The sequence below is a fragment of the Devosia chinhatensis genome, from assembly GCF_000969445.1.
Lineage (GTDB): Bacteria > Pseudomonadota > Alphaproteobacteria > Rhizobiales > Devosiaceae > Devosia > Devosia chinhatensis.
Window position 1 is genome coordinate 1,912,082 of the sequence record NZ_JZEY01000054.1, and the last position, 26,868, is coordinate 1,938,949.

General features: G+C 61.2%; 20 protein-coding genes. 4 read left to right on the top strand and 16 right to left on the bottom strand.

The genetic code is table 11. From position 1 onward, the window contains the following. Positions 1–15: 15 nt before the first annotated feature. On the bottom strand, positions 16–3,606 hold the full coding sequence (locus tag VE26_RS09295; RefSeq protein WP_046104675.1) for an AsmA family protein: 3,591 nt from the start codon (positions 3,604–3,606) through the stop codon (positions 16–18). Positions 3,607–3,903: 297 nt separating this feature from the next. Between VE26_RS09295 and VE26_RS09300 the strand changes: the two genes are divergently transcribed. The 3 genes from VE26_RS09300 to VE26_RS09310 all read left to right on the top strand — a co-directional run bounded on the left by VE26_RS09300 (position 3,904) and on the right by VE26_RS09310 (position 7,554). Beyond that, on the top strand, positions 3,904–6,240 hold the full coding sequence (locus VE26_RS09300; RefSeq protein WP_046104676.1) for an ATP-dependent helicase: 2,337 nt from the start codon (positions 3,904–3,906) through the stop codon (positions 6,238–6,240). Between the two features lie 65 nt (positions 6,241–6,305). Then, complete coding sequence (locus VE26_RS09305) at positions 6,306–6,623, top strand: heavy metal-binding domain-containing protein (protein ID WP_046104677.1); 318 nt, start codon at positions 6,306–6,308, stop codon at positions 6,621–6,623. A gap of 61 nt (positions 6,624–6,684) precedes the next feature. After that, a complete protein-coding gene (locus VE26_RS09310) occupies positions 6,685–7,554 on the top strand; it encodes a 50S ribosomal protein L11 methyltransferase (protein ID WP_046104678.1) in 870 nt (289 codons plus the stop codon). A 141-nt stretch (positions 7,555–7,695) separates the two neighbouring features. Here the strand turns inward: VE26_RS09310 and VE26_RS18705 are convergent, their stop codons facing one another. Further along, positions 7,696–7,827: a hypothetical protein gene (locus tag VE26_RS18705; protein ID WP_280136880.1), complete on the bottom strand. Its 132-nt coding sequence runs from the start codon at positions 7,825–7,827 to the stop codon at positions 7,696–7,698. Positions 7,828–8,175: 348 nt separating this feature from the next. Between VE26_RS18705 and VE26_RS09315 the strand changes: the two genes are divergently transcribed. Then, positions 8,176–9,996: an aminopeptidase P family protein gene (locus VE26_RS09315; protein WP_046104679.1), complete on the top strand. Its 1,821-nt coding sequence runs from the start codon at positions 8,176–8,178 to the stop codon at positions 9,994–9,996. 48 nt (positions 9,997–10,044) lie between these two features. On the opposite strand, the gene VE26_RS09320 is transcribed toward VE26_RS09315, so the two are convergent. The 14 genes from VE26_RS09320 to VE26_RS09380 all read right to left on the bottom strand — a co-directional run bounded on the left by VE26_RS09320 (position 10,045) and on the right by VE26_RS09380 (position 26,851). Then, positions 10,045–10,506, bottom strand: a complete 462-nt coding sequence (locus VE26_RS09320) for a DUF3828 domain-containing protein (RefSeq protein WP_160297825.1) — start codon at positions 10,504–10,506, stop codon at positions 10,045–10,047. 15 nt (positions 10,507–10,521) lie between these two features. After that, entirely contained in the window at positions 10,522–11,424 is a 903-nt protein-coding gene (locus tag VE26_RS09325; protein WP_152658777.1) for a hypothetical protein, read from the bottom strand. Between the two features lie 185 nt (positions 11,425–11,609). Beyond that, the gene (locus VE26_RS17770) at positions 11,610–11,792 is read right to left on the bottom strand and encodes a hypothetical protein (RefSeq protein WP_152658778.1); all 183 of its coding nucleotides are present in this window, start codon (positions 11,790–11,792) and stop codon (positions 11,610–11,612) included. A 19-nt stretch (positions 11,793–11,811) separates the two neighbouring features. Continuing rightward, positions 11,812–14,022 carry an NAD-dependent DNA ligase LigA gene (ligA, locus tag VE26_RS09330; protein ID WP_046104682.1) on the bottom strand — a complete coding sequence of 737 codons (2,211 nt, stop codon included), beginning with the start codon at positions 14,020–14,022 and terminating at the stop codon, positions 11,812–11,814. 184 nt (positions 14,023–14,206) lie between these two features. After that, the gene (gene recN, locus VE26_RS09335) at positions 14,207–15,877 is read right to left on the bottom strand and encodes a DNA repair protein RecN (RefSeq protein WP_046104683.1); all 1,671 of its coding nucleotides are present in this window, start codon (positions 15,875–15,877) and stop codon (positions 14,207–14,209) included. 207 nt (positions 15,878–16,084) lie between these two features. Beyond that, a complete protein-coding gene (locus tag VE26_RS09340) occupies positions 16,085–16,921 on the bottom strand; it encodes an outer membrane protein assembly factor BamD (RefSeq protein WP_152658779.1) in 837 nt (278 codons plus the stop codon). 94 nt (positions 16,922–17,015) lie between these two features. Next, positions 17,016–17,972: a UDP-3-O-acyl-N-acetylglucosamine deacetylase gene (gene lpxC / locus VE26_RS09345; RefSeq protein WP_052715785.1), complete on the bottom strand. Its 957-nt coding sequence runs from the start codon at positions 17,970–17,972 to the stop codon at positions 17,016–17,018. Positions 17,973–18,079: 107 nt separating this feature from the next. Next, complete coding sequence (gene ftsZ / locus VE26_RS09350; protein WP_046104684.1) at positions 18,080–19,735, bottom strand: cell division protein FtsZ; 1,656 nt, start codon at positions 19,733–19,735, stop codon at positions 18,080–18,082. A gap of 326 nt (positions 19,736–20,061) precedes the next feature. Beyond that, positions 20,062–21,375, bottom strand: a complete 1,314-nt coding sequence (gene ftsA / locus VE26_RS09355) for a cell division protein FtsA (protein WP_152658780.1) — start codon at positions 21,373–21,375, stop codon at positions 20,062–20,064. Continuing rightward, a complete protein-coding gene (locus tag VE26_RS17125) occupies positions 21,372–22,250 on the bottom strand; it encodes a cell division protein FtsQ/DivIB (protein WP_052715786.1) in 879 nt (292 codons plus the stop codon). The genes ftsA and VE26_RS17125 overlap by 4 nt, the downstream gene beginning before the upstream one ends. Beyond that, positions 22,238–23,158 (bottom strand): D-alanine--D-alanine ligase, encoded by a 921-nt coding sequence (locus VE26_RS09365; RefSeq protein ID WP_046104685.1) that lies wholly within the window; start codon positions 23,156–23,158, stop codon positions 22,238–22,240. The genes VE26_RS17125 and VE26_RS09365 overlap by 13 nt, the downstream gene beginning before the upstream one ends. Then, on the bottom strand, positions 23,155–24,573 hold the full coding sequence (gene murC / locus VE26_RS09370; RefSeq protein WP_046104686.1) for a UDP-N-acetylmuramate--L-alanine ligase: 1,419 nt from the start codon (positions 24,571–24,573) through the stop codon (positions 23,155–23,157). The genes VE26_RS09365 and murC overlap by 4 nt, the downstream gene beginning before the upstream one ends. Beyond that, positions 24,570–25,688 carry an undecaprenyldiphospho-muramoylpentapeptide beta-N-acetylglucosaminyltransferase gene (murG, locus tag VE26_RS09375; protein ID WP_046104687.1) on the bottom strand — a complete coding sequence of 373 codons (1,119 nt, stop codon included), beginning with the start codon at positions 25,686–25,688 and terminating at the stop codon, positions 24,570–24,572. The genes murC and murG overlap by 4 nt, the downstream gene beginning before the upstream one ends. Then, positions 25,685–26,851, bottom strand: coding sequence for an FtsW/RodA/SpoVE family cell cycle protein (locus VE26_RS09380; protein ID WP_342018400.1), 1,167 nt, complete (start codon positions 26,849–26,851; stop codon positions 25,685–25,687). Before VE26_RS09380 ends, murG begins: the two co-directional genes overlap by 4 nt. Positions 26,852–26,868 lie beyond the last annotated feature (17 nt).

The following is a 26,868-nucleotide window of genomic DNA, read 5'->3' on the forward strand; positions in this document are numbered from 1 at the left end:
CCGCAGCGCGAATTACTAGATCTGCGGATTATTGACGACCGGCGGGAAACCCAGATCAAGCGCGCCGGGCGGCAGGACCGGCACATCGGCCGGCGCCTGTTCCTCAAGACTTCGCTGCTCTTCCAATCGTCGCGCTTCTTCTTCAGCTGCCCGTCGCGCGGCCTCTTCCTGCGCCCGTCGGCGCTGCTCCTCGGCCAGGCGATTGCGTTCCTCGGCTGCTGCACGTTGCCGCGCTTCGTCCTCGAGGCGCAGAATATCGAGCCGCTCCAGTTCGAGTTCGTTGGCCCGCACCTGGACCGCCGCGACAATTTCAGCCAGATCGAGCGTCACTGCCGGCTGCACCAGCGTGCCCGCTATTCGGGCGATGATCCTTGCGGTTTCAGGCTCCACGAGGCCTGAAGGGTCGCTGAAGTTCCGTGGCGTGAGCACAAAGCTTCCATCCAGTCCAAGGCTGCTTAAAGCCAGCCCGACGCTACCGGCCAGCCGGCCGCCATCACCGTCGATAATCACATTCGCAATACGCAGGACCCCACCGGCAACGGTAAAAGCACCGCGCGCGTCTTCAGCGGCAAAACCTGCACTGGAAAGACCGATGCCGATCAGCGTTTCCAGAGCGTCCGGCTCTAGGGTCAAGGCGTCGTCTATCCCCGCTATGGTATCGAACACGCTCGGAGACAGGCCGCTGGCCTGGAAATCGGTCACGGAGAAATTGCCTTCACCGCTCAGCGCCCGCATGACGTTCGCAAGGCTGGCACCGGTCCCCTCGAACTGAGCACCGGCATCGATAATTCCGGAGACGCCCAAGACAAGTCCTGGCACGCTCAGCGCGCCGATGTCGACGTCATCCAGCCCAACCCGGCCTGACAACGTACGGTCGGTCAGGGCACCGGCACAGCAGCGGCTGACGTTGAAACTGACCTCTCCATCGCCAGCCGCGCCCACGAACTGCTCGATGGAGACACGATCAGGGGTCCAGGCAAACCCGAACCGCGTCGATCCAAGGATTGGAGAGCCATTGGCCGTCAGCGCGCCTGCCGTAAAGGAAATGTCGCCACGCGACGTGTGCATGAGCGCATCGACGGCAAGCGGACCGTCCGGCCAGACACCATCGCCAGGGACATCAATCGCGACAGCGCCGAACAACGCTTCCGCGAGGCTGCGCAGGTCGACGCTATCGGCCTGTATCGACCCAGTGAACGTGGGGAGCTGGCCGAGCAGATTTTTGGAAACGCGGCCGACAAAAGCGGTATCGCCGCTAACGCCTGCGATGTCGTCAAAGGTCAAGTCCTGCCAGCCTGTGAACCTCAAGCCGGCCGCACCCTCCATGGCGGGTAAGGCAACGTCCGTAACGCCCGCCAGGCTGGCCAGGCCGTTACCGGCGTCCAGCAACACATCCAGCGTGCCCTCGCCACTGATTTCACCGCTTTCGGCGACATCGACATGACCGAAATAGCTCAGCGATTGCCCCTCCTGGCTGACTGCGGCACGCCCCTCGAAGCCCTCTCCGCCCCTGCCCTCGAGAAACACACTGGCCAGGATCGCGCCCTCTCCATCGAACAGCGGCACGGCGCCGAAGCCGAACTGCTCCTGAACGGCGAGGGCATCCTCGCCTTCCAGCGACAAGGCGACCTGAAGGTCTCCAGTCTCCAGTTCGCTGAGGCCGTCCGCCATCTCCAGCCTCAAGTCGAGCGCTGCAGCGCCGACATCGCCGCCGAGCGTCAGAACCTGTCCGATACCGTCATCCTGATCGGAGAGCACGAATTGCAGTGACCCCGGCCATAGGCCCGCAAAACCCTCCTGCCAACCATACGGGACGCCGGCCATTTCATAGAGGGCGATCAGGCCTTCGCTGTCGGCGGCAGAAACCGACATTTGACCCGAACCAGTCACCCGCGGCGCGGTGAGAGCCCCGGCTAGTCGCAGTCGGCCATCAAAGGAGAGCCCTCCCCAGCCGCTGGTGGCAAGCCGCGACAAACGCAGCTCCTCCGGTGTCCATTGCCCTTCGATGGCAAAGGCTTCGGCCGTCAGGCCAAGTACGTCCACGGCCTGGGCGTTTACGGCGAAACTTCCCTCCGGAAAGGATGCTGCAAAGGATCCATCTGCGGTCGCGTTCGGCAGAAGGGCCGCGAACGCCTCGGTCTGCGCAGCATTGAGGCGGCCCAGCTGGACGACGCTATCAAGGCGCTTTTCGTCGCCAAAACCCAGCCTGATCTCCAGCGCGTGGGTCTGATCGGCAAATTCCATGCGACCGTTCGTCAAGCCAAAGGCATCTCCAGCCAGCAACAGGCGTCCGGTAAGGGAACCGGGTTGGTTGAACAGAGGGTTGTTATCCCCCGGTCGGCGCCAAAGCTGGGCAAGCGCGTCCAGCCGCCGAGAAACCAGCGAGAAGTCACCCTTGAAACCCGGACGTCCTCCTTCGCTGACCAAGGTCCCCGAAAGCCGCACTTCCGTTTCGCCCGGCAAGCTTGCGACAGCCTGTTCGATCTGCCAGCTTTGCCCATCGGTGCTGGCGTCAAGCCGTAAATCACGCAAGGCAAAGCCCCTGAGCCCCACTTCGGCGAGGTCGACATCGAGCGTTCCAGGCATGGCAGGCAACGGGGGAGATGGAAGCTCGCCGAGCATTCGGACAAGCTCATAGGGGAGTTGCCCGGCGATCTCGGTTGCCGGGCGGGGCGGCAGAGAGAAAACGCCTCCCGAAACGACAGCGTCAAAACTGCGCCGCGCGCCAAGTTGCACATTGGCCGTCCCTGTCAGCCGCATCCCTGCCCGGTTCTCGTCGGCGAGCAGTGTAAATCCCGAGAAGACGACCCTGTCGGTGGAGGCCGAAACCGGGCTCTCGAGTACCATGGCGCCGCGGACGTCATCGGCCTCTTCCTCCAGATTCGGCATCTGCCGATAGATGAGGGTCCCGTCGAACTTGGGAGCCATACCCGGAATAAGCGTACCGTCCGCAGTCACGGCGATGGCACCACTCGCTTCACGCAGCGAGGCCGCAATACGGTTGGCGCCCACTGCGTCGCTGGCGGCCGCATTGAAGCGAACATCATACCGCGCCGCGCCGTAATCGAGCGCCCCCTGGAACTGAAACGGCCCTACGAAGCTCGACAGGCGGAGATCGCCATCGACGCCGCTGATCGCAAAGGTTTCGTCAGCCCGCAGGTCTGTGAGACGCACGCTGCCATTGGCGATACGGGCATGGCCAAGGATGACGGTGCTGCCCGCCGCCGACAGGTCCACACCGGTGCTGAACAGCCCATTCTCATCGAGCACCAGATCAACGACCGGACCGGTTAGGGTCAGCGAGGTGACGTTGTAATTGTCTCGAAGGAAGTCGAAGAGCGCAAATTGTGCCTCGACCGACGCTACCCGTGCGGTCGGCGACTCGATATCTCCCACTACCACATCGGTAAACTCGAGTTTCGGGCTGGGCAGCAGGGAGAACGAAATGTCGCCGCGAATGTACACTTCGGCCCCCAGCACGGTCGTGGCAAGCGCCTCCATGCGGTCGCGATAGTCCCCCCATTGAATGAAGAACGGCGCGACGAAGGCGCCGGTCAGCACCACGATGGCAAAGATGCCGACCACGATATAAATACGATTGAGCACTGTGTGCGTTCTGTCCCGGCTGAAACCGCTCGGGAGTGTAGGCACTTGGGGCCAAGGCGCAAGTCGCATGACCCCTTTTTGAGCAGCGCCGAACCATTGCGATGCGATAAAGCTTGCTGCGTTCCGCGCATCGCGGCTCAATCGACTATGGCATCGCTCTGACGGGGCCGTGAAAGACCGCGCGCCTGTACAGGAGGTGTCCGCGTCCCTATATTGGCACCCGGAACAAAATGAGATTCGTCAAGGCGCAGCCGTCACCGTGCCGTCGGCCTTGCGAAGCGAAACGATAAAGCACGCATGGCCGATACTGCACCCCTCCCCCGCCCTGTCGGCGGGCCGATCACCAGTCAATTGCGCCAGGGCCACCGCCCGGACTATCTGGCTGGGCTCAATGACGAGCAGCGCGATGCGGTGCTGACCACTGAGGGGCCGTTGCTGGTGCTTGCCGGTGCGGGCACCGGCAAGACTCGTGTTCTCACGACCCGCATTGCCCATATTCTCAATGAGCGGCTGGCCTGGGGCAGCCAGATCCTGGCGGTGACCTTTACCAACAAGGCCGCCAGCGAGATGAAAAAGCGCATCCACGAACAGGTGCCACTTCTCGATGGGCTGCCCTGGATGGGCACCTTCCACTCCATTTCAGCCCGCATCCTGCGCGCTCATGCCGAACTTGTGGACTTGCAATCCACCTTCACGATCCTCGATACCGACGATCAGATCCGGCTGATCAAGCAATTGCTGGACGCTGAGAATATCGATGAGAAAAGATGGCCGGCGCGCCAGTTCGCCGGCATGCTCGATGCCTGGAAGAACCGCGGTCTTTTGCCCAAGGATGTGCCATCGGCCGACAGCGCCTACTTCGCCAACGGCAAGGGCGGCAAGCTCTATTACGACTATCAGGCACGTCTCAAGGCGCTGAACGCCACAGACTTCGGCGACCTGCTGCTCGAATGCATTCGGCTCTTCCGCGAAAACCCCGATGTTCTGGCCGAGTATCACCGCAAGTTCAAATACATGCTGGTAGACGAATATCAGGACAGCAACACAGCCCAATATCTCTGGCTTCGTCTGCTCGCGCAGGGCAAGCCCGCACCTGAGGCCAATATCTGCGTGGTCGGGGACGATGACCAGTCCATCTATGGCTGGCGCGGCGCCGAGGTGGACAATATCTTGCGCTTCGAGAGCGACTTTCCTGGCGCCAAAGTCATCAAGCTTGAGCGCAATTATCGGTCCACTGCCAATATCCTCAAGGCGGCCTCGACCGTGATTTCCCATAATGAAGGGCGCCTGGGCAAAACCCTGTTCACGGATGTGGCGGAGGCCGGCGAGCCGATTTCGTTCACGCAGGTCTACGATTCCGAAGAAGAGGCGCGCACGATCGGCGAGGAGATCGAGCAATATCAGCGTGCGGGCGAAACGCTCAATTCCATGGCCATCCTCGTGCGTGCATCCTTCCAGATGCGCGAACTCGAAGAACGCTTCATCACGCTTGGCCTCAATTATCGCGTTGTCGGCGGCCCGCGCTTTTATGAACGCAAGGAAATCCGCGACGCCCTGGCCTATCTGAGGCTTGTGGCCCAGCCCGCCGATGACCTCGCTTTCGAGCGCATCATCAACGTACCAAAGCGCGGGCTAGGCGATTCCACGGTCAAGATGTTGATGGAAGCGGCCCGGCACCAGAACGTGCCTCTGCTTGCTGCCACCCGGATGATGATCGAGACAGAAGAGCTCAAGCCCAAGCAGCGCTCCACCCTACGCAGCCTTGTCTCGCAATTCGACAACTGGGCCTATAGCGGAGAAAACCTTCCCCCCTATCAGCTGGTCGAGCAGATCCTGGAAGAGAGCGGCTACATGGACATGCTGACGGCCGACAAGTCGGCTGAGTCTCAAGGTCGCAAGGAAAACCTCAAGGAACTCAGTCGCTCCATGGAGGATTTCGAAACCCTGGGCGGTTTCCTCGAACACATCTCTCTGGTGATGGATCGAGACAATGCCGATGCCAGCGACGCTGTGACGATCATGACCCTGCATTCCGCCAAGGGGCTTGAGTTCAACACCGTCTTCCTGACCGGTTGGGAAGAAGGGACCTTTCCCAGCCAGCGCACCATGGATGAAAGTGGCCGCGCCGGTCTCGAGGAGGAGCGACGCCTTGCCTATGTCGGGATCACCCGCGGCCGCAAACGTGTGCGCATTTCCGCTGCGCAGAACCGACGCATTCACGGTCTGTGGCAATCGGCCATGCCCTCCCGCTTTATCGACGAGCTGCCGCCCGATGCCGTCACCGTCACCGACCGCGGCTCGGCCTATGGTGGCTATGGCTATGGTGGTGGCGCTACCAGCCGCTTCAACAAGGCCGATCCCTTCGAAAGCGTCTACGACACTCCCGGCTGGCAACGAGCCCGCGCCAACCAGTCGACGCGCAAGGGCGGCGGCCCTCTCACCATCGAGGGTGAACTCGTGGCCCGGTCGGTGGATCTGGGCGGCCAGTCCAGTGGCTATGCCTTGGGCGACCGCGTCTTCCATCTCAAGTTCGGCTATGGCGAAGTCATGAGTATTGAGGGCAACAAGCTCACCATCGATTTCGAAAAGGCGGGCACCAAGAAGGTTCTGGAGAGCTTTATCAACAAGGGCTGACTTCGGAAGTCTTGTAGCGTAGCGCCGGCACACCATGTCTTGGCAACTCACAGAGGAGCGAGACCATGATCATTTCCACCACGCCTACTCTCGAAGGCCGCCCTATCCGGGACTATCTCGGCATCGCGACCGGAGAAGTCATCGTTGGCGCCAATATCTTCAAGGACTTGTTTGCTGGGGTACGCGACATCGTCGGTGGACGGGCGGGTGCCTATGAATCGACACTACGAGATGCGCGTCGCGAAGCCTTTCGCGAACTCTCTGACGAAGCCCGCCGCATGGGTGCGGACGCCGTCGTTGGCGTGGACATCGATTATGAAGTTGTTGGACAGGGTGGCTCCATGCTGATGGTCTCTGTCTCGGGCACAGCGGTTAGGCTCTAGCCACCATTGACTGGCGCCCCCACCTGCCGCATTGAAGGCGCCATCCAGTCGAGGTTGCCAGATGTCCGTAGACCAGCTTTCCGTGTCCCTCTCCAAGGACCAGGCCTATGCGCTGGTCGACGCCGTTTCAGAGCGCGATGACCTGGCGCTGACCGCGTCTGCGCACGAGATCGAGGAAACCGGCGAATGGGTTTTCGAGGCCACCTGCGATAGCCCGCCGGACATGGACGGCTTTTCTGCGCTTGCTCGTCAGGTTCTCGGAGGCGACGTCACGTTCTCAGTCGAGGCGATCGATCCGGAAGTCAATTGGGTCGCCAAGTCGCTTGAAGGCCTGGCGCCCGTCATCGCAGGCGGCTTTTACGTCTACGGTAGCCATTCGACAGACGCTATTCCCGAAGGCTTGACCCCGATGCGCATCGAGGCCGCCCAGGCCTTCGGCACCGGCCACCACGAAACAACTACCGGATGCCTCGAAGCCATTGAGATGATTCTGCGCAGGCGGACGCCCCGTCGCATGATCGATATCGGAACCGGCACGGGCGTCCTGGCAATCGCTCTGGCCAAGCGTGTCGAGGCCAGGATTTTGGCGACAGACATCGATCCCATCGCGGTCACCACGACGATTGAAAATGCGCGCGACAACAATGTAGCTGAGCAGATCCATTCCATTGAGGCCACGGGCCTCGACCATCCCGAAATTGTCGACGGGGCGCCCTACGATCTCATCGTTGCCAATATCCTGGCCGGGCCCTTGACCGACCTGGCACCCGGCATGGGCCAGATTGCCGACAGTTCGGGTATCGCAATCCTCTCAGGCATTCTGAACACTCAGGCAGACGGGGTAATTGCCGCCTATGAGGCTGCAGGCTTTAGCCTTGTGGAGCATCTCAAGCGCAAAGACTGGACAACACTGGTCCTGCGCAAGCACTAACGCGCCAGTTCACTTGATGTCTGGAAAGTGCGCCCTTCCCGCGATGAAGATTGCGGTCAGAACAAACCTACCCCCAAAAAGCAAAATCCCCGAAGCTGGCTTCGGGGATCGGCTTGGATCAGCGTTGCAGAGGCAGCAGCCTTAGGGGCGCTTGGTAACCGCGCCAATCAGCTGATGCTGCATGCGGTAGCTGACCTGACGGGAGGCTTCACGACCGCGGGCGTCGATCAGACCTCCCAGTGCAGTGCGGAAACCATTCTTGCTCTCAGTCATCTTCTACTCCATGCGTCGAGGGTCTATTACCCTTGGACATGTTCTATCTAGCCTGTTCGCACCGGCCCGGTTAGCCCTTTGCGAACAAGCCAGCCATGACGAATGCGCAAGGCGCAGTTAACGGGCGTTCACCTTGTTCTCCTGGGCTGAGTGTAGCCAGTGAACTGGGTGAGGAAGAGCACTTCCTACCTCCACGATCGGATCAGCATGACACTGGACGAATTCGCGTGCCTTACTCATTTTTCTCTCCCGTCCGCGATGTGTAAGATAGTGTCCGATGCCTCGGCCAAAATCGCCGATCCGACAAACCAACCATGACCGGAGCGCACTCCGGCGCCAAGGATAGACATGACCGCCTCCCCTTTTCCGCCCGCCCAATTCCAGTCCTTTGAGGAAAAGGCCGATCCGGCACAGGTCGCGCCGCGTCTAGCCGCTCTGCGGAAGGCGATGGTCGAGGCCGATATCGACGCCTTCCTGATTCCGCGCGCTGACGCGCATCGAGGCGAATCGGTCCCGCCCAGCGAGGCCAGGCTGGCCTATGTCACTGGATTTACCGGCTCGGCGGGCATGGCCATTGTCGGCACGGAGAAAGCGGCGCTGTTCGTTGACAGTCGCTATACCCTTCAGGCGCCTGCCCAAACGGATGTCACCCGGGTCGATGTCATCGAAGTTCAGGGCGGTATAAGCGCGGAGATAAATCGGTATGTGAGGGCCGGCGGCAGACTAGCCTATGACCCCTGGCTGCATACGCCGGCCGAACTCCGCGATCTCGCCGACAAGCTTGCGGGTCATGCAGAGGTCGTGCCACATGCCAATCTCGTCGACCTTGTCTGGCAGGATCGCCCTGCCCCCCCCTTGAGCCCCGTCGAGTTCCTGGGGCACAACCGGTCCGGTCGCACCGCACAGGACAAGATCGCCTATATGCGCGATGTCCTTGTCGCCGAAGGTGCTGATGCGGTTGCGCTCACGCTCCCGGAATCGATCTGCTGGCTGTTCAACATGCGTGGGCGCGATGTGCCCAATACGCCTCTTGTTCTGGGTTTTGCCATTGTGCCGGTGACCGGCCAGCCCATTCTCTACCTCGATGCAGCCAAGATCACGCCGGAGCTGCTCAAGGGGCTGGATGGCGTCGCTGACATCGCCGCGACATCCGATCTGGACCAGGCCTTGGCGGCCTTGGGCAAAGCCGGCAAAGCCGTGATCGTCGACCCGCAATCAGCGCCGGCAGCCATTGCCGCAAGGCTCAAGGACAGCGGCGCACGCGTAATCGAAAAGCGCGATCCCGTTCTTGGCCCCAAATCCCGCAAGAACGACGTCGAACTCTCCGGCATGCGCGAAGCGCACCGGCTGGACGGTATCGCCATGGCGAAGTTCCTGTCCTGGTTCGACGAAGAGGCTTCGAAGGGAGAATTGACCGAGATCGGTATCGTCACCGCGCTCGAGGCGTTCCGTCGAGAGGAGGCCACCTGCATCGACGCCAGCTTTGACACCATTTCCGGTGCCGGCCCGAACGGCGCCATAGTCCATTACCGCGTGACCACTGGAACCGATCGACGGCTTGCCGCCGGCGAGCTGATGCTGGTCGACAGCGGTGCACAATACCTGTCCGGGACCACCGATATCACGCGCACGCTTTTTACCGGCGCAGCCAGCGCCGAACAGAAGGATCGCTATACGCGCGTCCTGAAGGGAATGATTGCCATTTCAATGGCGCGTTTCCCAAAGGGCACAACCGGCGCGCAGATCGACATTCTGGCCCGCCAGTTTCTCTGGCAGTCTGGTATCACCTACAATCACGGCACCGGCCACGGAGTCGGCGCCTTTCTGGGCGTCCATGAGGGCCCGGTCGGTATCGCACCGCGCTATACCACCCCGCTCGAAGTTGGAAATGTGCTCTCCAACGAACCAGGGTATTACAAGGCGGGCGAATACGGCATCCGCATTGAGAACCTGGTGGTCGTGCGGGATGCCGAGCAGTTTCCAGGCTATCTCGATTTCGAGACGATCACACTGGCGCCCATCGACACAAGGCTGATCGATATGGACTTGCTATCGCAAGACGAGCGAAATTGGCTCAACGGCTTTCACGCGCGCGTCCTCGCCGAGATCGGGCCGCTGGTCGATGGCAAGGTCAAGGACTGGCTGACCCGCGCCACTGCTGCCATCTAAATGCGCGAACTGTAACCAGACGAGGGGCGCCATGCGCCCCTCTCAATTTTACTCGCCGAGCGTGGAGGCGAAGATGTCGCTCAGCCGATAGGGATATTCTCCCTCTTCGGAAACCACGTCGTCGATTTTCCAGCCATCGTCCTCCAGCACCAGCTCATAGGTGAGGAAGGTGGGTCGATCGAAGTTTTCGAAGCTGACGTCAACCACGGCGCTATCGCCATCGACCTCTGCTTCTCCAATCTCGAGGTTCGACAGCTGGTAATCCTGACCATCGATATAGGGATCGAAGCTGAGGGCACCCATTTCCCCCTCCGGCGTGCTTTCCGCATCAGCCTCGTAGAGCGCGTTTAGCCGCGCCGAGCGGAACAGACTTTCGTCGTCGACAAAATCGTCTGTGAAATAAGGCTCGTAGAATGCCTCGAGCAAAGCCTCGGGAGAATCGTAGCCTTGTGCCCATGCCAGGCTCGACATGGCGAGGACACATCCGGCCGCCAGTGCTATCAGACGCAATCGCGCCTCCATTGTTCAGTTGAACCAAACGATAAAATTAGGCCAGTTTTCGCCGAAGACAGAATTGCCGGCTTCAAAGCTGCTCTCGTCTGCCGCGGGTCCGTCCCGAAGGAACGGCAAGGCACCTTGCCCGGTGAGAAGAAGCACGATGTCCGTCTCCATCGCCGTCTCAAAATAAGCTTTGAGGCTGATGCCCTGCTCGAAGCGCCAATGCGGCACCAGCAAGTCGCCTGCGAGCAGCAGATCGACAGTGTCGAGCGTACTCATCCACGCGTCGACCACTTCCTGCGTTACTTCGACTTGGGGAAAGATCGAGGTCTGTTTGGGAGAGGGCACGAGTTCACGATTGTCATCGGTTTCCGCAAGGATGGCGTCCCAATTTTGCCGCGACAGGGCGGTCACCATCCTCATGCGTTCGAGGACACCGGCGAGACGCCGTGCATCGACTACCGGAAAACTGGCCTCATGAATGGCTGCGATCATGTCTGCCAGCAAGGCATCACTTTCACGGTCCAGAAAAAGAGAACCGCTGCTGCTCGCGAAATCCTGCATTGGCAAGCCAGCCTTGGGAAAAACTCGATGCAGGACCGCGTCGTAGAACTGGCTGAAATCGTGCGACAACATAAAGTCGAACGGGATCGCGGCCACCTGCGAATAGCCTGCCAACCAGATCGCGTCCGCCCTGTCGAAGCCTATGCTGAGGTCGAGCGTCGCGGTCTTGCCCTTCGTTTTGTCCCTTGGGGCGAGAGCATCGAAATCCTGCAGGTCGCGCAGCAGCAAAGCCAGCGTCTCGGATTCGTCTGCTTCGCCATCCCCATCCAGATCGACACGCACCCGCAGGGGATCGATGAGAACGACATAATCATCCGCTGCCGCAGCAAGTTCGAAGCCCTCGCCGGCACGATCGAGATCAGCCACGAAGGTGGCCAGGATCGTCCGTAACCCGTCATAAGTGAGCGGTTCCGGATCGGCATTGCCGGAGGTGCGAGGTGTCAGGTCGCTCTCGAGACCGAGGAACATCGCCGCCGCCGAGCTTTGAGGGGCAGTCGCACCATGACGGTAAAGCGAGCGGGCCAGTGTCTGGTAGCCATCGATGAGATCGATCAGGCCGAGACCGAAGCAGGCATCTGCATGAAGCTCGGCGCAGCGATCCTCATAGTAGCCGCGCTCTGCCACAGCCTGGCCGGAATAGAGCAAATCCGGCAGCCGATCTCCAGCTTCACTCGCCGTGCCGCACCCGATACAGCCAATACCACGCCTAATATCGCAGCGAAAAATCGTTTCATCGCCCTCTCCCCGCGTGTTCTAGCGGCCGACGCGCTCGAACCATTCGTCCTCGGTGATCACTTCGATACCCAGCTCCTGAGCGGTCTTGAGTTTGGAGCCTGCACCCGGACCGGCCACGAGAATATCGGTCTTGGCCGAAACCGAGCCCGCAACCTTCGCGCCGAGCCGTTCGGCCATAGCCTTGGCCTCGGATCGTGACATTTTCTCGAGCGTGCCGGTAAACACGACGGTCTTTCCGGCGACCTGACTATCGGCCGAGATGGTGATCACATAGGGCTTCGGGCGAACCTGCATCAGCAGCGCATCGAGCACATCGTCATTACGCTCATTTCCAAAGAAATCCACCAGCGCCTCGATCACTGTGCTTCCTATCCCATCCGTGGAGGGGAAGGCCGCCACAGGGTCGTCGGCAGCTGCGATCTCCTTGCCGGTCCGCAAGAGGTCCTCCACTGTGCCGAATGTGCGAGCCAGAGCGGACGCAGTGGTTTCGCCGATATGCCGAATGCCCAGCGCGAAAATGAACCGATCGAGTTCCGGTTCACGCCGAGCGTCGATAGCGGCGAAGAGCTTGTCCAGCCCCTCGTAATTGCGCTCATCGACGCTGCGCACGTTCTTCCGCGTCTTGCCGGTCGCCGCTTCGCGCGCTCGGGCCTGCTCTTCGCGCCTTTCTGCCAAGGCGTTCTGAACGTCTAGACGACGATCCTTCAGCGTGAAAATGTCGGCAGCGTTTCGCACCAGGCCTTTGGAATGGAACAGCTCGATGTTCTCTGCGCCCAAACCCTCGATATCGAGCGCCCCTCGCGATACGAAATGCTTGAGGTTTTCGACCGCCTGAGCGGCACAGAACAGCTCGCCCGTGCATCGGCGGCGCGAATCTTCCTTTCCGGTCTTTTCGTTGATTTCGCGCGTTGCCGGAGAGCCGCAGACCGGGCAGGTATGGGGCATCTGATACGGCGCAGCATCGGCCGGACGCTTGTCGAGCAGCACATCGACGATCTGCGGGATAACATCCCCAGCACGCTGGATGACGACGCTGTCGCCGATACGAATATCCTTGCCCTCGCGAATAGGCAGTCCGGTGCTGTCCTTTCCCGCGATGTAGTCTTCGTTATGGAGCGTGACATTGACCACGGTCACCCCGCCGACGCTGACCGGATCGAGCCGTGCCACGGGCGCCAGTGTGCCAGTGCGGCCAACCTGGATATCGATGCCGCGCACCGTGGTGGTCGCCCGTTCGGCCGGGAACTTGTGGGCTATGGCCCAGCGCGGTTCACCGGTCACATAGCCCCAGCGCTTCTGAAGCTCGATCTGGTCGACCTTGTAGACCACTCCGTCGATATCGTAGCCCAAAGATGACCTCTGCGCTTCGATTGCCCGGTAATGCGCGATGAGTTCATCGGCCGACCTGGCACGAACCATGAGCGGACTGACGGCAAAGCCCCATTCGGCAAACTTCTGCACGGCTTCATATTGGCTCTGCGCCGGCTCCTCGCTCGCCAGACCCCACGCATAGGCGAAGAATCTGAGGTTGCGGCTTGCGGTGATCGACGGGTCTTTCTGCCGCAAAGAGCCAGCTGCCGTGTTGCGCGGATTGACATAGTCTTGTCCGCCAGCCGCAGCCGAGCGCTCCTTGAGTGCCTGAAACTCGGCATAGGTCATATACACCTCACCGCGAATTTCGATTTCTCCCGGCCAACCTGAACCGCCGAGCTTCTCGGGAATATCCTTGATCGTTCGGAGATTGGCGGTGATATCTTCCCCAACGCTGCCGTCGCCGCGCGTGGCGCCTTGAACAAACACCCCATTCACATAGCGCAGGGAAGCCGAAAGTCCATCAATCTTGGGCTCGGCCGTAAAGGCCAGGTCCAACCCCTCGTCACGCTGGAAGAACCGCTGTCCGCGTTCGATGAAATCGACGACATCCTGATCTGTATAGGCTTTCGCCAGGCTCAGCATGGGCACACCATGCCGCACCTTGGCAAATCCCTCTGCAGGCGCGGCGCCAACTTTGCCTGTTGGGCTGTCCTTCCCCACCAGTTCCGGAAAGGCTTCCTCGATCGCCGCATTGCGCCGTGTCAGCGCATCATAATCGGCATCGGTGATCTCGGGCGCATCGTTCTGATGATAGGCAATGTCCGCGGCCGCTATAGCCGATGCTAGCCTTTCGAGCTCCAACCGGGCTTCGTCCTCGGTCAGTTCGGTGACATCTTTTAGGGGCAAATCAGACATGAAGACACTCGCTACGCTCTTCCCACCCTTTGGCAGGACAGGGTGAAATCGCCCAATAGCCTAAAAGTCGGCATGGGGTTTCACCTTCGGGACAGATATAGACCTGAACACGTTATTCGTCTTCCAGCCCTTGATCGCAATATCGGAGCCGATAGGTTCCACACCCGGAGGGACGGTAGAAGCGTTATCCCACGGCGCCGAGCAACTTCTTGGCAGCAGCGCGCGCCTCGTTGGTGATTTCGGCGCCGGCCAGCATGCGCGCAACCTCTTCCTGCCGCGCCGGCTTGTCCAGAGGTCGCACATGGGTGCGCATGAATGCGCCCTCCTCGACCATCTGCTTTTCGATGAGAAGATGCCGGTCGGCTCGCGCGGCGACCTGGGGCGCATGGGTAACGGTCAGCACCTGTACGCCCCTCGACAGTCGAGCCAGCCGACGCCCGATGGCATCGGCCACTGCGCCACCCACGCCAGTGTCGATTTCGTCGAAAATCAGAACGGGAGCCGACCCGCGATCGGCAAGCACGACCTTAAGCGCCAGCAGGAACCGGCTCAATTCACCACCTGACGCCACCTTGAGCAGAGGCCCCGCTGCCGTGCCGGGATTGGTCTGCACGTGGAAGGCGATTTGGTCGAAACCGCTGGCGGCAACACGATCCCTCTCAATCTGATGGTCCACGATAAAGCGCGCCGCGCCGAGCTTGAGATCGGGCAATTCAGCCTCGACCGCCTGGCTCAATGCATTGGCGGCCCTTTGCCGACCGCTGCTGAGGATATCTGCCGCTTCCCGATAGCGCGCTCTCGCCGCAGCCTCCTGCCCCTCAAGGGCCTTGAGCCGCCCTTCCCCGCTCTGCAAGGTATCTAGGTCAGCCTGATATTTTTCCAGCACCTCGACCAATCCGTCGCAGGAGGTCTGATGCTTGCGCGCGGCAGCGCGCAGCGCAAACAGACGTTCTTCGACAGCCTCAAGCTCGGCCGGGTCGAAAGCCATTTCCCGCTTGAGATCCTCAAGCGCGTCGGTCGTGCGATCCAGCACCTGCAGTGAGGCATCGAGAGCATCGACGATGGGCTGGAACAATTCTGCCCCGCCGTCGACTTTCCGCAACAGTCGCCGCATCAGCGACGCCAGGGCCGGGGCCGGCGCATTCGGGCCGTTGAGGATCTCATCGATTTCCACAACGTCCGCGGAGGCCTTCTCGGCTTGCTGCAATTGCTGGCGACGCTCGGCCAATTCCTCTTCCTCACCCGCAACCGGTCTGAGTTTTTCAAGCTCTTCGACAGTGTGGCGCGCGTAATCTTCGGCAGCGACGGCCTCGGCCACCATGGCTCGCTGCTCCTCGACCGCCTGCTGCACTTCCGCCAGGACGGCCCAGCTTTCGCGCACGGCGGCGACGTCCGTGCCCAACTCGCCGAAGGCATCCAGGGCGGCCCGGTGCGTTGCCATGTCCACCAGCGCCCGGTCATCGTGCTGGCCGTGAATTTCCACGATCTGGCTACCAACCTTCTGCATCAGCGCAGCGGAAACGGGCTGGTCGTTAATGAAGGCGCGTGTCCGCCCGTCGGCAAACTGCACGCGGCGCAAGATGACGTCTTCATCGTCGGGTACGGCATTGTCCCGCAGCAGCGCACGAGCCGGATGGTCGGCCGCCAGTTCCAGAACCGCGACGACCTGGCCGCTGTCCTGTCCCTGGCGCACGAGCGAAGCATCCCCCCGTCCCCCGAGGGCCAGGGCTAGGGCATCAAGCAGAATGGATTTGCCGGCGCCGGTTTCGCCTGTCAGCACCGTCATGCCCGCGCCAAGTGCCAGATCAAGCTGGTCGATGAGGACGATATTGCGAACCGAGAGCGCGTTGAGCATGCGCGAGTTTCCGAATTGGACCAATGCGGTATATCAGCCAGCCGGCTTTCGAGGCGGATGGATCGGCGTAACGTCCACAGACAAGACGGACGTGCCGACAATAGCAAATCAGAACAAATTGGCAACAGACTTGCGCAATTGTGCTGTGTCGGACAATGGAAAAGGGGCCCCTCACGGAGCCCCCTCATTCACATCGTCATTAAGTCATCAGCGACGGACGGCCGCCAGCCAGCTGCCGGAATTGAGCTGCGGGGCGAGGCCCTGCTTGCCGAGAAGTTCGAAGGCGCGCTTATACCAATCGCTGGATGGATAATTGTGACCCAGCACGGCGGCGGCCGACATGGCCTCGTTGGTGAGGCCCAGCAGCAGATAGCTTTCCGTCAGGCGATAGAGGGCTTCTTCGATATGGGTCGAAGTCTGCCACCGCTCGACCACTTCTCGGAAGCGGTTGATGGCTGCGGCATACTGTCCGTTACCAAGATAGTAGCGACCCACGGACATTTCCTTGCCCGCCAACTGGTCCGACGCCACCAGCAGCTTTTCTCGCGCGTCCTTGGCATGCTCGGACTGCGGATAATTGTTGATCAACAGCTGATAGGTGTCGATGGCATCACGCGAAAGCTGCTGATCGCGCGTGATGTCCTTGATCTGGGCAAAGTACGACGTTCCCTTGAGCCAAAGCACATAGGGCACGTCCTTGCCGTTTGGATAGAGCGCCAGGTAGCGGTCGGCCGCAAGGATAGCCTCTTCCAGCTTGCCGCTGCGGTAATTTGCATAGACCAGCATCAGCTTGCCCTGCTCGGTCAGCGGATCACGCGGATGCTGACGCTCGAGCTGCTCAAGCTTCTTGATGGCAGTCTGGAAATACTGACGATCCAGGTCGTCCAACGCACCCTGATAAAGCGAGGCGGCCGGAACGATAGGCTCTTCCTTGACCTTGGGCGGCCCGAAAATGCTGCAGCCCGCAAGCACCGCGGCCATCAGGCCAATGCTGAGAACCCGGGCGGCCCGGCTGGAAAACTGGCTCAAGTCGACAAGTTTCACGAACTGCCCCGTTCCTGGATATTCCGCATGTTTGCTGCGGCGTAGTTGGCAAATGGATCAAAACTGTGGCGCGACGCTTCCGGTATGGACCGGTTCAGCGCACGGATCGCAGATAATGATGAACCTCCAGACCATCCGGCTGGTCATCGAAAGCTTCGAATTCCAGCGGCAGATCTTCAGCGCCCACTATCTCATAATTGGCTTCACTCGAAAAGAGTCCGGCCAGCACATGAGCGTTAAGGGCATGGCCGCCCTTGTAGGAGCGGAAGCGACCCCAGATCGGCAATCCACCCAGCGACAGGTCCCCGATGGCGTCCAGCAATTTGTGCCGTACGAACTCATCCTCGAAACGCAAACCGCCAGGATTGAGAATCTTGTCCTCGTGCACCGTGATCGAATTGTCGAGGCTGGATCCGAGGGCGTAGCCTGCCTGACGCAGGATCTTGGCGTCCCGTACAAATCCGAATGTGCGCGCGCGGGCGACGTCCTCGAAATAGCGACGCGGCGTCCAGTCGAAAATCATGCGCTGGCGACCGATGACCTTGGAATCGAAGTCGATCTCGAGGTCGAGTGCACGGCCGTTATAGGGCTCGAGAGCCGCAAACGCGTCGTTATTGCGCACGGTGACGGCGCGGAGCACCTTGAGAAACTTGCGCTGGGCCGGCTGGATTTCGATGCCAAGCGAAAGGATGGCCTCGGCGAATGGATAAGCAGAGCCATCCATGATCGGGCATTCAGGGCCGTCTAGCGTAATCATGGCATTGTCGATGCCCATGCCCGAAAGCGCCGACACGACATGTTCGACGGTTGCAACGCTGATGCTATCGCCCAAGTCGAGCGTGGTGCACAGCGTCGTACGGCTGACACGGGTATGGTGCACCGGCACGGCCTGAGTAAGCCTGCCCTCTTCGACGACGCGACGAATGAGATAGCCGCTATCGGCCGCTGCAGGCCCCAGCGTCAGAGTGACGGGCTGCGCGCCATGCACGCCGTAGCCCGCAAAACTGATCTCGCCGGCGAGCGTGCGCTGGCGTGTCGATAGCCTGTTCATCCGATGAAATACTCCGAGAAAACGTCACGCTCAAAAAACTGTTAGCCAAAAAAAACTCGGTGCGGAAGCCGCACCGAGAGAGGATTTGCAAGATGGTAGAGCCCGTATCAGCCGTGCTTGCGCAGGAAGGACGGGATCTCGAGGTGATCCTTGGCTGCCGGAGCTGCGGGAGCGCGCCCCTGCGAATCGAGCGCACCGCGAGCCCCCTCAACCGCCGGAGAAACCCGCGAAGCCCTTGCGCCACCGGCTTCGATGGCGCTACGCGCAGCCGCATCGTCAGCCACTGGAGAGCGCGGCTCGCTACGCTGTTGTGGCTGCGGCTGGCTCAGGTTGAGGCCAACATTGGATGCGAGACGCTTGAAGAGCGCCCGGGCGTTGCGGGGCTCGGCTTCCTGCCGTTCCTGAACGGGCTGTGTCCGGCGCGCAACAGCAGGAAGCTCCTCGGTGCGCGGCATGCGGCGCTGTCCGTCGGGACGAGCAGCGTGCGAGGGCACGTAGACGCTGGGAATCGGCTGCTCCTGAACCATCGGAGCCTCTTCCGGTTCAGCAATGGCTTCTGCGGCAGGCATATAGGGCTCGACCACGACCCCATCGTCTTCCTGGGCATAGGATGGTGCGGGCTGAGCGGCAAAGGCTTCGGCCACGGCAGCCTCGACCTGGTAGCCGATATCCTCCACCTCTTCCATGACCGGCTCGGGAGCCGGCGGCACGACGGAACGCTCAGCTGGCACATGGCGCTTGACTGACAGCGGCGTACGCGAAGCATGCGGCTTGGCGGGCTCAAGCGCCTGCACCATCGTGGCATCAGTGCCGGTAGCAACGACAGAGACCCGGATCGTTCCATTGAGGTTCGGATCGTAAGTCGCGCCCAGGATGATATTGGCGTCGGCGTCAACTTCCTCGCGAATGCGGCTGGCAGCCTCATCCACTTCGTAAAGGGTAAGGTCGGGGCCACCGGTGATGGAAATCAGCAGGCCGCGAGCTCCGTGCATGGAGACATCGTCGAGCAGCGGATTGGCAATCGCAGCCTCAGCGGCGTGCCGGGCACGATCCTCGCCCGAAGCCTCGCCGGTACCCATCATCGCCTTACCCATGCCGCGCATGACCGCACGAACGTCGGCGAAATCGAGGTTGATCAGACCTTCCTTGACCATGAGGTCGGTGATGCAGGCGACGCCGGAGAACAGCACCTGGTCGGCCATCGCAAAGGCGTCGGCGAACGTTGTCTTTTCGTTGGCGACGCGGAAAAGGTTCTGGTTCGGAATGACGATCAGCGTATCGACATGGCGATGCAGCTCATCAATGCCGTCTTCAGCCAGTCGCGCGCGACGATTGCCTTCGAAATTGAACGGCTTGGTGACCACGCCAACCGTCAGGATCCCCTGCTCGCGAGCTGCTCGCGCGATGACTGGAGCTGCACCGGTACCGGTACCGCCACCCATGCCGGCGGTGATGAACACCATGTGCGAGCCGGAGAGGTGATCATTGATCTCGTCCCAGCTTTCTTCGGCAGCGGCGCGACCCACTTCCGGATGCGAACCCGCACCAAGCCCCTCGGTAACGCCAACGCCCAGCTGAATGATCCGCTGCGCCTTGCTTAGTGCCAGCGCCTGCGCATCGGTGTTCGCAACAACGAAATCCACCCCATCCAGGCCGGACTCGATCATGTTGTTAACAGCATTGCCGCCTGCACCGCCGGCACCGAACACGGTGATGCGGGGCTTGAGTTCTTGAATATCCGGGATGGTCAGATTGATGGTCATAGGTGGCCCCATAGTGGCGTGGTTGGTTAAGATTTACCCGCCCATTCGTTAACTCCACCCTAACAAAACCACCCTTCCGGTTAACTCCTGCGCAAAATGCGACAGGTTGCGATCACAAATTGAGTTTGCATTAACCATGTCCGCCCGCCCACGCTTGGCTAGAGCAAAGGCAATTCTCATTGCGGATTCATGGAGCAGTCGAGCTTGAAGCGCCGAACGCCGCAGCTGTGCTCAGGACCACTGCCGATACCAGGCGACGTCGACGCATTGTAGCGCCTTCTGAAGGCAAAGATGCTCTCAGGCACGACCAGCCCGGCGGGCCAGCCTCAGAAGCTGTTGCGCAGCCAGCTGCCGACGCGAGCAATATAGCCATCGGTACCAGTCAGCTTGCCGCGGCCGCGTGGCTCGACATATTCCTGAGCGCAAACTTGCGGATAAACAAGCATGCCGGCTACGCTCGCAAAGGCGGCACCCTTAGCGATCTCGGGCAGGCCTGAAATCCCCATGGGCCGGCCGTTTCGCACATTGCGCGCCAGCGTCCTGCGCGCCACTTCGGGCAGGCCGGTCATTTCACTGGCACCGCCCGTCAGCACGAAGCGACGACCGCAGATATCCATCATGCCTGTGGCCTGCATCCGATCGCGGACAGCGGTGAGGATTTCCTCGATACGCGGACGCATGATGCGCGTTAGGACGGCCCGGGGGATTTGGCCCGGCGCCTCGTCATGGCTGGCACCCACCGGCTGAATGGCGATCATCTCGCGTTCATCGGCCTGCCCCGGCAACACCGAACCATGCAGGGTCTTGAGCCGTTCGGCATCCGCAACGCTGACCGAGAGCTGTCGCGCGATGTCCAGTGTCAAATGATGACCGCCAATGGCGATGGCATCGGAATAGACCATGTGTCCGTCATTGAAGACCGATACAGTGGTGGTCGCGCCACCAAAGTCGATGCACGCGACGCCCAATTGCGCCTCGTCGTCCACCAGCGTAGCCAGACCAGACGCATAGGGCGTGGCCACCAACGCCTCGATCTGCAGGTGGCAGCGATGCAGCACCAGTTCGAGATTACGCATGGCCAGCGTTTCCGCACTGACCACTGCCACATCGACGCTGAGCTTTTCGCCCACCATGCCTTTGGGATCGCGAATACCCTTCTGTCCATCGAGCGCATAGCCGATGGGCAGCGCATGAATGATGGACCGCTCCGGCCGCACCGAGCGGGAATTGACGGCCTTGAGCACGCGCACGATATCGGCCTGCTCCACCTCCTGACCGTCCAGGGACACTGCCGCAGAAAATGTCTCGGAGCCGAGCCGACCGGCAGTGACGTTGACGACGACGCTTTCAAGCGTCAGGCCTGCGGCCCGCTCCGCCATGCCGACGACATTGCGGATGGCATGCTCGGCCTTTTCAATGTCCACAACCACGCCGCTCTTGACCCCGACGGAGGGGCCATAGCCAAAGCCGATGACCTCCGCCTGATGGCTGCGCCCGCGAAGGGACTTCCCCTCGGCACGCGGGACCAAGCGGGCGATGACGCAGCAGATTTTGGTCGACCCGATATCGAGCACCGCCACCAGGGTGGTCTTGCCGGGCTGCACCGGGCGCAGCCGGGAGGTCATCGCATCGGTCATCATGATTTGTCGGGATCTTCGGTGATGTTGGGTCGGATAGCGACAACCGTATCGATACGCAAATCGATGATCGCGACGTCACGGTCGAGCAATTGGTAATCGTTCTGATAGGCCACGAGCCTTTGTAGCGCCTGGGCAACACCCTGCTCGGGCAATTGCACCCGCAGTCCGGTATCGTAGATCATGTCCCACCGGCGGTCCGCAATGCGCGAAAGCGCCACCAGCCCATCCTGTAACTGCGGAACCATATCCAGCGCGCGGATCATCACCAGCGCGTCGTCCGCAGCACCATCACCGATCACGAGCGGCAGCTCGCCATAGGCGCCGCCATCCTCTCCGATCTGCTCGCCCCGGCCGTCGATCAGGAAGGTCACTCCGTCAACACGCCAGCGTGCCACCGCCTCTTTTTCGGTAATGTTGACGGTAACGTCGCCCGGATAGGTCTTGCGCACTGTAACGCTTGCCACTGCCGGCAAATCTGCGATCCGCTGACGCGCTTCTTCCACATCGAAACCGAGCGTCGACGTATGTGGCGCGATACCCAGAGCATCGAAGATAGATTGCTCGGAGGTTAGGGTTTGGCCCGAGATCGAGATTTCTCCGATGGCGAGGCCGGCCTGCGCGAAATTGCCCTGGGCCAGGTCTCCGACCGTGGCTGCCATGACGCCGATCGGCTCGCGAACCTGATAGACGGCGACAGCGGCAGCCGTAAGGGCCATGGCCATAAGAGCCCGGCGGATCAGCCTGCCATGCAGGACAAAGGCGCGGTTGACACGATTGGCGATGCGCCTGTGGGGAGAGCGGGCAGGAACAGGCAATGCGCGCGGATGCACCATCTGCGCGCCGGCGAGAAAGGCCTCGCTCTTTACCTGTTGCAACTCGCGTCCTCCACCATCCAGGAGACCAGATCTTCAAAGCTATGGCCTGCATACGCGGCCTGCTCGGGTGCCAGTGAGGTCGGCGTCATGCCTGGCTGGGTGTTGATTTCCAGACAGACCAGTTCACCGTCTTCACCAGCGGCGTCGTTGTAGCGGAAGTCAGTCCGCGTGACGCCGCGACAGCCGAGCGCCGCATGCGCAGCCAAGCTAAGTTTTTGCACTTTGTCGTAAATTTTGGGTTTAACTTCCGCCGGAAGGATGTGCCGGGAGCCGCCCTGCACATACTTGGCCTCATAATTATAAAAGCTCAGGTCGGTCACGATTTCAGTGACCGGCAGGGCTACGTCGCCCATGACGGCACAAGTGAGTTCACGCCCAGGAATATAGCGTTCCACCATCACTTCCTCGCCGCCCGTCCAGTCTTCCCCCAGGATTTCCTGGGGCGGGTGCGACTGGTCGGATTTGACGATGATGACACCGAAGCTGGACCCGTCTGAAATCGGCTTCACCACATAGGGTGGCGCCATGACATGACCGCGCCCGACTTCGGACCGACTGACGATCAGGTGATCGGTGACCGGAATGCCGGCCGACTTGAGCATGATCTTGGCCTGGTGCTTGTCGAGCGCGAGAGCCGAGGCCAGAACGCCCGAATGGGTATAGGGAATGCGAAGGAACTCGAGTACGCCCTGTATCGTCCCATCCTCGCCGTAGCGGCCGTGCAGCGCATTGAAGGCGACATCGGGGGCGATGTCGCGCAATCGTTCGGCGACGTCGTAGCCGACATCGATCTCCGTCACGCGATATCCCGCCCGCCGCAGGGCCTCCGCACAGCCTTTTCCGGTGCTGAGGGAAACCGGACGTTCGTTGGAAAGCCCGCCCATCAGGACGGCAACATGCTTGCTCATTTCGGCTCTGCCCCGATCAGCTCACCGAGCTCTGCCGGCAATGCAGCCGCCCATTGGGTAATATTGCCGGCGCCCAGGCAAACCACGTAATCACCGTCTTCGACACGACTGGCCAGCAGAGGCGCCAGTGCTTCCGGACGGTCGATCACGCGCGCATCGCGATGGCCGCGCGCCATGATCCGGTTGACCAGTTCCTCATGCGTTACACCGGCAATGGGCTGCTCGCCCGCTGCATAAATGGGCGCGACGATCACGGTGTCGGCGTCGTTGAAGCACGCGGCGAAGTCATCAAAGAGATCATTGACGCGGCTATAGCGATGCGGCTGCACCACGGCGATCACCTCACGGCGAGCAGACTGCCGTGCCGCCTTGAGCACGGCAGCGATCTCAACCGGATGATGCCCGTAATCATCGATTACCGTCACCCCTCCAACCTCACCAGTCTTGGTGAACCTGCGCTTGACGCCGGTAAAGCCCTTGAGCCCGCGCCGGATCGCTTCTGCCGGCACATGCAATTGATCGGCCACGGCGATGGCGGCCACGGCGTTCAGCGCATTATGGATACCGGGCATGGGCAATTCGAGCCCATCGATGCGCAGCTGCGTCTGCCGGATGCGGTCGCGTATCTCCACCGAGAAATGCTGCACCCCGTCGCGGTTTTCGAGATCGATCAGACGGACATCGGCCTGCGGATTGCGGCCATAGGTGATCACGCGACGGTCGCGGATTTCGCCGACCAGGGCCTGCACCACAGGATGGTCGAGACACATCACGGCAAAACCATAGAACGGTACGTTTTCCACGAACTGGTGGAAGGCGCGCTTGACCCCTTCGAAGTCGCCGTAATGATCAAGGTGCTCGGCATCGATATTGGTCACGACGGCGACGTCGGCAGGCAGCTTGACGAAGGTGCCGTCGCTTTCGTCGGCCTCAACCACCATCCACTCACCGCCGCCCAACCGGGCATTGGTGCCATAAGCATTGATGATGCCGCCATTGATCACCGTGGGATCGAGATTGCCGGCATCCAGCAATGTCGCCACCAGCGTCGTCGTCGTGGTCTTGCCGTGGGTGCCGCCAATGGCGATAGCGGTCTTGAACCGCATGATTTCGGCCAGCATTTCGGCGCGCCGCACAATCGGGAGAGCCTTTGCCCGCGCCGCCATCAGCTCAGGATTGTCGCGCTTGATGGCCGAGGAGACCACCACGACCTCGGCCTTGCCCAGGTTTTCCCCGTTCTGGCCGATCTCAACCTTGATCCCCATGTCGCGCAGGCGCTGCACATTTGGATTGAGGGCCGCATCCGACCCCTGAACGATATACCCCTGATTGTGCAGGATTTCGGCTATACCGCTCATGCCGATACCGCCGATACCTATGAAATGGACCGGCCCCATATTGCGCGGCATCTTCATGATTTGGGTCCTTTTTCAATCTGCATCGGCTTGCCCGCCAAGGTCTCGGCGAGGTCTGCCAGTTTTTCTACCGCCTTGGGCTGCCCGAGGGTGCGCGCGACATCCGAGGCCCTTTGCAGTTGCGCGGGGTCGGTCAAGAGCTCGTGAAGGCGAGTGGCAAGCGATTGCGGTGAAAGCGTGGCCTGTTCCATCACCCAGCCGCCCCCACCCTGTTCGAGAAAGAGCGCATTGTGCTTCTGGTCGGCATCGAGCGATCCGGGCAGCGGGATGAGGATGGCCGGACGACCAAGCACGGCCAGCTCGGTTACCGTCGATGCTCCCGCGCGACAGATGACCAGATGCGCCCCTGCGATACGGTCCGGCAGGTCGGGAATAAAGCTGGCGATTTCCACGCTGGTACGCGAGCGCCGATAGCTGTCGGCCACCTTGTCCACGTCTTCGGGACGTGCCTGCTGCACGATCTGCAAGCGCTTGCGCACGTCCTGTGGCAGAAGTGCTATGGCTTCGGGCACCAGATCGGAGAGAACGCGTGCACCCTGACTGCCGCCGGTCACGACGAGCCTGATAACGCCCTGGCCATCCAAAGTTGGATAAGGTGTGCCGATCACAGCCTGCACGCGGTCCCGAACCGGATTACCGGTCAGGACCTTATCGAGGCCCTTCTGATCGGCGAACTTTGTCTCCGGAAAGCTCATGGCCAACATGTCGGCAAAGCGGGCCAGGGCCCGGTTAGCACGGCCCATCACCGCATTCTGCTCATGCAGGATGCCTGGAATGCCCAGGACATTGGCGGCGATGAACGGCGGGAACGTCGGATACCCGCCAAAGCCGATCACGGCATCGGGCCGTATGGCCCGTAGCTTTGCATGCGCCGTGGCCATGCCCCGAAGTATGGTCAGGCCGACCGGAACAAGCCGGAGAGGGTTCTTGCCCGAGGGCGTTGCCGACGGAATGATATGGACCTGCCGGGCGGGGAAGTCAGCGCCATAGCTCTCGACGCGATGATCGGTCATAAGCTCGACCGCATGGCCGCGCCGCAGCAGTTCCTGGGCCAGCGCCATGGCCGGGAAGAGGTGACCGCCTGTACCGCCGGCCATAAGGACAAATGTTTTCATTCTGCGGGCGCTACCACGGCACTGCGGTATGAGGGAAGCCCGGTTGCCATGCGCTCTTCAGGCTTGGTTCGGGTCAGCGCCAGCATCAGGCCCATGCCGAAAGCCACGGCCAGCATGGAGGTACCGCCGTAGGAAACGAAGGGCAGCGTCATGCCCTTGGGCGGGATGAGGTTGAGGTTCACCGCCAGGTTGATGCCCGATTGCATCGCAAACTGCACCGCAATGGTAGATGCAGCCAATCTCGCGAAGAGGCTGGTCTGGCGTTGTGCGGCGACCATGGCCCGGACGACGATGAAGCCGATCAGTCCGACAAGGCCCATGCAGAACAGAATACCGAATTCTCCGGCCGCCGCGCTGAATACATAGTCGGCATGCGCGTCAGGGATCAGCTTCTTGGCCAGGGATTCACCCGGTCCGCGACCAAACCAGCCACCCTCCATCAAAGACTGCAACGCCCGATCGATCTGATAGGTATTGCCGCCGCCATCGGGGTTGAGGAAGGTATCGATACGACGCGCAAAGTGCGGGAAGAAGACATAGGCGCCCACCAGCAGGGCGCCACCGGCACCGGCGAGCCCAATGATGATCCACCAGGAAATACCCGAAAAGAACAGCAGCACCGCCCAGGTCGCCAGCACCAGTGCCGTCTGCCCGATATCGGGTTGAAGCAGCAAGGCGCCGACAATGGCCGCCATGATTGCCGTGGCGATCAGCCGTCCGGGCACGTTGCGATGGATCATGTATTCGGAAAAGAGCCAGGCTCCGATTACCGCAAAAGCTGGCTTGACGAATTCGGACGGCTGCAACGACTGTCCGGCCAGCGACAGCCAGCGCCGCGCGCCCTTCACCTCGGTACCAAACCGCAGGGTCGCCCAAAGCATGAGCACCATCACGATCAGCACACCCAGCGCAGCAAAGCGCGCCTGACGCTGGCTCATCAGCGACGTGACGACCATGACAGGCACGGCGAGGAGAGCGAACAGGGCGTGACGGATGACGAAGTGCCACTCGTCGAGCCCGATACGCTCGGCCACCGCCGGGCTGGCGCCGAAACTAAGCACGACCCCCACTGTCAGAAGCATGATCAGTGCGCCAAGCAATTCCTTGTCGATCGACCACCACCATTCTGCGAGCGGGGTTTTTTCGGCGCGGGAAAACATCATGGGAAAGCCGATACTCG

Bases quoted from the DNA above. Each gene is read 5' to 3' on its own strand.
- VE26_RS09300 (WP_046104676.1), top strand. From the start codon at position 3,904: ATGGCCGATACTGCACCCCTCCCCCGCCCTGTCGGCGGGCCGATCACC.
- VE26_RS09305 (WP_046104677.1), top strand. From the start codon at position 6,306: ATGATCATTTCCACCACGCCTACTCTCGAAGGCCGCCCTATCCGGGAC.
- VE26_RS09310 (WP_046104678.1), top strand. From the start codon at position 6,685: ATGTCCGTAGACCAGCTTTCCGTGTCCCTCTCCAAGGACCAGGCCTAT.
- VE26_RS18705 (WP_280136880.1), bottom strand. From the start codon at position 7,827: ATGACTGAGAGCAAGAATGGTTTCCGCACTGCACTGGGAGGTCTGATC.
- VE26_RS09315 (WP_046104679.1), top strand. From the start codon at position 8,176: ATGACCGCCTCCCCTTTTCCGCCCGCCCAATTCCAGTCCTTTGAGGAA.
- VE26_RS17770 (WP_152658778.1), bottom strand. From the start codon at position 11,792: ATGAAACGATTTTTCGCTGCGATATTAGGCGTGGTATTGGCTGTATCG.
- ligA (WP_046104682.1), bottom strand. From the start codon at position 14,022: ATGTCTGATTTGCCCCTAAAAGATGTCACCGAACTGACCGAGGACGAA.
- recN (WP_046104683.1), bottom strand. From the start codon at position 15,877: ATGCTCAACGCGCTCTCGGTTCGCAATATCGTCCTCATCGACCAGCTT.
- lpxC (WP_052715785.1), bottom strand. From the start codon at position 17,972: ATGAACAGGCTATCGACACGCCAGCGCACGCTCGCCGGCGAGATCAGT.
- ftsZ (WP_046104684.1), bottom strand. From the start codon at position 19,735: ATGACCATCAATCTGACCATCCCGGATATTCAAGAACTCAAGCCCCGC.
- ftsA (WP_152658780.1), bottom strand. From the start codon at position 21,375: ATGATGACCGATGCGATGACCTCCCGGCTGCGCCCGGTGCAGCCCGGC.
- VE26_RS09365 (WP_046104685.1), bottom strand. From the start codon at position 23,158: ATGAGCAAGCATGTTGCCGTCCTGATGGGCGGGCTTTCCAACGAACGT.
- murC (WP_046104686.1), bottom strand. From the start codon at position 24,573: ATGAAGATGCCGCGCAATATGGGGCCGGTCCATTTCATAGGTATCGGC.
- murG (WP_046104687.1), bottom strand. From the start codon at position 25,688: ATGAAAACATTTGTCCTTATGGCCGGCGGTACAGGCGGTCACCTCTTC.
- VE26_RS09380 (WP_342018400.1), bottom strand. From the start codon at position 26,851: ATGATGTTTTCCCGCGCCGAAAAAACCCCGCTCGCAGAATGGTGGTGG.